Source organism: Primorskyibacter flagellatus, assembly GCF_900176485.1.
Taxonomy (GTDB): domain Bacteria; phylum Pseudomonadota; class Alphaproteobacteria; order Rhodobacterales; family Rhodobacteraceae; genus Primorskyibacter; species Primorskyibacter flagellatus.
Genome location: NZ_FWYD01000046.1, coordinates 1 through 5,510 on the forward strand (window position 1 = coordinate 1; position 5,510 = coordinate 5,510).

Consider the following 5,510-nt stretch of genomic DNA (forward strand, 5'->3'; position numbering starts at 1 on the left):
GTCTTGTAACACCCCCCTCCACGAATACGAAAGCGAAGGCCAGAGTAGATGGACGCGCAAATCTTGCATTCCGGCTTTGACGGGCTGAAATTCACCATTCAAACGGATATTCCCCCGGCCCTGCGTTCCGAACTGGTTGCCGCCAAGGATCTCGCAAAGAAGACCCATAGCGATTGCATTGTGAATTTTGGCACAATCAAATTGAGTGTCACTGGCAAAGGCGCACGCGGCTTCACTGCCCATACTGGCGATCATGGCGCTGTTTGGTTGTTTCAAGATCCCGAAGACCGCATTCCCAACAATCCCGGCATTACTGTCGACTTCCGGGCCTTTGGTCTTGCCACAAGCGGCCTAGAGGGAGCTGAACAGCACTTTCGCGCCTGCATGGACGCATTTGCTATTCCCTATGTTGAAACCCAACTGCGGGTTGCGCGGGCGGATTTTGCCGTGGATTTCCTTGCCACATGGTTCGAACCAAACCGGGACTGCTTGGTTGTGCCGCCCGGAACCAAGGTCACGGAATATACTGGCGTCGATGAAACTGCGACCGTTTCCAGCGGGGCGCGCGTCACCGGATTACGAGCCGGAACCATCGCAAACCGCCAAATCGCGATCTACGACAAACGCGCCGAAGTCATCCAGAGCAACAAACTTGGTTGGCTCACCATCTGGAATGCGGCAAGCGCGACCATTGGCGAAGCACCGCTAGACCTGACCGACCGCAACACAAGCCAAGTCTGGCGGTTCGAATTGCGCCTTGGCTCCAAGCAATTGCGCAACCGTTTCGAGTTACGCAACTGGCAGGACATTCGCAGCACCATCGGAGACGCCTTTACAGACGCCACCAAGCGCATTCGCTACTGTGAGCCGACACATGACCGCAACCGCGCCAGATGGCCCGCACACGACCTCTGGCGCATGTTCGATGCGGTCATTGGCAACGATCTACGGCATAACTGCTGCGGCGTTCTTCCAAGCGACGTGATCCACGCAAACCGCGCCGCAAAAATGCGCGAACTCGACGCGCAAATCTGCGGGTTGTTCGTCAGCCGTGCAGCGATTTCAGGTGTCTCGGCTGAAGAGTTCAGCGACTTCATGGAAACCCATGTTGAGGCACTTTTACGGACCGTCGAAGAACACTCAGCCTCATTGGAGGAAAGACTTGCGAAGGCGCAAAATCGGTATCGCTTGGCAGATTAGAATGGCGGATTGTGTTGAAAAACTCTGATTCAGCGCGTTGGCTCTAAATTTGGCAGAACAAAGTTCTGATTTACTCAAATTTTGACAGCGTCAGTGGGAGAAATCAGGTTGCTAGGGAACGATTTCCCACTTTTTACGAAATTTGCAGATGCAGCAAAGAGTTTTTCAACAGAATCGGCGGAAACCAGTCATTCGCCGCGGGTGAAAAAACAGGAAAAAGATAGTTATTCGCACGCCCAACACAGAACTATCTCGAAATAAGTACGAGATGCACAAGTTTAAGAAGATTACGTAAAGTTAATTGCAGCATGTCCAAATTAATTGGACCGAAAGTTAGGTTTTAACTCTACGTACTTCAGGCAAGGGATCGCACCTAAGCTCCTCTACTATTTCATCCAAAAAGTCATGTTGATGGCGAAGCAGTGATGCCAGTCTGTGGACCCGCTTTCTAACGAGAGGCAAATCGGCAAGTGACGGAACTTCAAGGCGACGCTGATCGTAGCGATACTCCTCCAGCAATGCAGGAAGCGCAGCCACAATTCGCTCTTGGTTGGCGGGGCTCAGGCGTTCATCAGCCACAAGGTCACAGATAAGATGGAGTGCATTGCTTAAACCGGGTTGGGTGCGCTGTTCGATGGCGTGCATTAAGAGCTCCACAATCGCCTCGCTATTCTCGCTCTCGGAAGCTTCATCTTGGGTGTATTGCATCATCGCGATATACGCTGGATAGACGCGTTTTGGGTCTCGGCTGGCCAGCGCTACTCGCACGAGCGATAGTGCAAAACTCGCATGTTCAGGAAAAAGGCGCTCGATTTGGTACGCAACCGCTACCAGTTGCGGCAACCGTTGGTAGCTTTCATTCGTAGTAAGTCGCGATTCGATGTCGCTATTCGCGATTGTTTGAGGGTCAAACATTGGCAGAAGCGTCCGCGCTAGAACTTCACCGACCTCTCGCGCTGTTATTCGATTCATATCGGCATCGCCAGACAGTGCTATGTATATATCAGATCGCCCTTCCATGCTGTTCGGGGTCCAGTCAAGACATGCAGAGATACATGACGCGAGCATTGCTTCGTCTAACACAAAGTCTCCAACCTTGAGACCAACTCTGAGGTTCATCAACAGATCATGGCTGACGCTGCCTTCGGCAACAGCGTTTATGACAGTCGTGCGGAACAGTTCTGATGCCTGTTCATGGCCGGGCAGTTCAAGAAATAGCCATGGATGCAAATCAGTGTCGGATGGCCATCCGCTCTCATCCGTTCTTTTCCAAATTGCGTCCTGAAGAGCTTGCGACTGAAGATCAGAGAGTTTTTCTGCCTTAAACAGCATATGAAGACGCCGAATTGCACGTCCACGGTCCAGCTTTTGCCCGTCTTCTACATGTGAAATTAGTTCGTCTATGCGAAGCGAAGTAGCAATTGATATTTTAAGATCATTCGCATCTTGATCAGAGAAAGCATCGATTGGCTCTGGCCAGTCACGTTCTGTCGCTACTGCACCACCCTCGGCTGGAGTTTTGAGACCAATTGCAGCTAGCAAAGCACTGCTTTTATCGGCTGATTCCATCGCCTCAACAGCCGCTTCCATAACAGCGTTGCTGGCAGCATAACCGCCCCACCAGATTACTGGCTTTTCAAACAATGAAATGGCCCACAGAAATAACTCCAACGCCTTCTTAGATGGCGCCCGGATGACAATTCTTGCCATTACCTCCAAAAGGAAGGCGAGATGACTGTTCCCGTTTCGGGTGTCGTTCAATGCTCGCAAACGATCCACACGATTCTGAATACCCTCAAGCAATTGCTCGATAGCTTCTGTACTTAGCTGAGCGACCTTCGTGCGCGGCAATACCCAATCGAGTATCTTTTTGTCCGACCCACGATATCGAGCCAAAAATGCCATGAAGTCATCTTCGTCGGGATTTGTGATAGCCCGATAAGCCGTTTCGAGACGGGTAGAAAAGACGTCAAAGTTCGAAATGATCTCAGGTGCGCCTGTGCGCTCGATAAGCTCAAGCAAACCATAAAAAGGGCATTCATCATCACCACCAACGCGAGTGGAGCCGCCCCGATAGCTGCCGGGTTTGAATGAAAGAGACCACGGTTCGCTGTACTTCCTGTTACGGTCAATCCGCTTAGTGGTTAGATTGTCATAGCGAGAAATCGTGTCCCATGGGTCTGCTTTCGCACCAAGGAAACGCATGCGCGTTTCGTCGGTCTCCTTCTCCGGGTAACTGTAAGGGTCGTCAGTCAGCGCCGACTTAGAACAACGATGGTAAAACGCCGCCCAACCCTCCAGCGAAATAAGCCATGCTGATTTTGGATCAGATACTTGCTTTTGTCTGATCCGTAGTAGCGCAGCCTGATAGAGTTCGGCGGCCTCGCGGTGGTGATACAGCGTTGCCAAGAGACCGGCGCGTCGCATCATCCAAATTGGTTCTTCGGATTTAAGGCTAGTGGCAGCTGTCAGGATTGCAGCATCATCCCATTTCAGAAGGGCTCGCTGACCAGTTTCGTATTCATACGCAAGTCGGGCCTCTTCGCTGGAGACTGCTTGCAAACGTTCCATCCATACAGACCACTTGCCCCAATCCTGAAATCTACGCCATTCCGTCGCACAGGCCACGCATAAGGCGATACGCTCAGGTGATGAAAGATTTGAATGTGCAGATTCGTAATGTTGGTCTGCTTCTTCAAGGTCGTTCTGGAAAATCCAGATACAGGCTGTGCGATGTCGCCAAATTTTCTCCGCCGCAAATCTCAAGTGTGCTTCAGGCGTTTCAGGGCCTTTTTTCAACGTCGGAAAGTTGTAGGTAAGTGAATTCGTTTGTCGAACCGGGCCTACGACCCAACCGGGGTAAGACATGCGATCTTCTGCCCATGTCTCGGCGACTTCTTTTCTGCTCGCCTTCTCTTGATCTGGTGGGTTTGAAGGCGCTGAAAATCGACCGGACGCCTTGACCCAATCAAATGGGGACGGCGGTTTTGCAAGATTCAAAGCTTCGAAAAATATCTCAAGTGCACGTTCGTGTTTTTCACTGCTATGGACTTTTTCGACCAACGGCCCCAAATCAATTGGTGTCACGTTTCGTGCTTCGAGAAGGGCTCTGGCGGGTGGCGTGAGGTTCAATGATCCAACCAGCCTAATCCGACGTGTCGACGCCCCTAATGTATCGCGAGCCCAGCCGCTCCAAGCAAGAAAGTTTGGATCAACACCAGAAAAACCGATGAGGCAGAGTTCATGTTCAAGCATGACCTGCTGTGCAAGATTTACGAACGGGGCAAAATTTGCTGGGTAGGTGCGAAATTCATCCTCGGTAAAGATGAACGGCTTATGTGAGGGCAAGGACCCGTGAAGCTTGATGATGCGTGGAGCTACTTGGTGCGCAATATCCTGCACAGTCCTGATGCAGCTATAAACACGATCAGGTGTTTCCGGCGTTGTTCGCTCAAGTAGTGTATCCCAGTTGGTGGTCAACACGTCCTGCCACGGTAATTCCAGTAGTTGCTTGTGCAAGGGACCGGGAGACCAGCGTTCATCTGGCACAAGTTCACGGATCAACCGGTCTAAACCATCTTCACCATGAAGAATTTGATATTCCTGAGCTAAGCGTAATGCGTCAGGTGCATATCCCGAACCGTATCCCAGCGCGATCTCCATCCGCGCTTTGAAATCTCCCCAAAGTGGTGGAGCCGATGCTGTCGGTTCGCGCAGACAGGCTCTACTAAAGCCTGAGCCAACCATAACAGCCGCTTGCTTCTCCCAGAGAGCGCGAGCGAAACTTTTAAATGCTGGAAAATCTGGAAGTTTGTCAAAACCTTGAGGCCATTTGATTTCTGGATCGGAACGCAAATGTATGTCCTTAAATTGTTGCCGTGAACTCGATAGCAGATCAGTGAGCCTACGACTACGTATCTATGCTAAATAACATCCAATGGAGGGGCGGCGCAGCATTTGGGGCCGCGCTCAAGGTCAGCTCCAGGCCGCTTGCGGTCAGGTATCAATTTGGGGCGTGCATCTCCAGAGTGCTTCACGCGACGGCTGGTTGCAAACAGCGAACAGAGAGATTTGGTTCCGGCTACGGCTTTCGTGACCGTTGCCTTTTCGCCACACCCGCCGAACGCTTCCGGTTGCTTCCACAGTGCTTCCAGTGCGGGATTTCCAACGCGAACGACCCCGCGACTGCGGGGTGTAAGCTATTGATAATAATGGGTATTTATGGTTGCGGGAGTAGGATTTGAACCTACGACCTTCAGGTTATGAGCCTGACGAGCTACCGGGCTGCTCCATCCCGCGCCAATCTGGTG

General features: G+C 51.7%; 2 protein-coding genes and 1 tRNA gene. 1 reads left to right on the forward strand and 2 read right to left on the reverse strand.

The features are described 5' to 3' along the window. Window positions 1–48: 48 nt before the first annotated feature. Window positions 49–1,200 carry a hypothetical protein gene (locus B8991_RS20645; protein WP_084355166.1) on the forward strand — a complete coding sequence of 384 codons (1,152 nt, stop codon included), beginning with the start codon at window positions 49–51 and terminating at the stop codon, window positions 1,198–1,200. Between the two features lie 333 nt (window positions 1,201–1,533). On the opposite strand, the gene B8991_RS20650 is transcribed toward B8991_RS20645, so the two are convergent. Both B8991_RS20650 and B8991_RS20655 read right to left on the reverse strand, forming a co-directional pair. Further along, window positions 1,534–5,055: an SIR2 family NAD-dependent protein deacylase gene (locus tag B8991_RS20650; RefSeq protein WP_143514701.1), complete on the reverse strand. Its 3,522-nt coding sequence runs from the start codon at window positions 5,053–5,055 to the stop codon at window positions 1,534–1,536. Between the two features lie 367 nt (window positions 5,056–5,422). Continuing rightward, window positions 5,423–5,499: transfer RNA gene (locus B8991_RS20655), tRNA-Met, on the reverse strand. Between the last annotated feature and the right edge of the window lie 11 nt (window positions 5,500–5,510).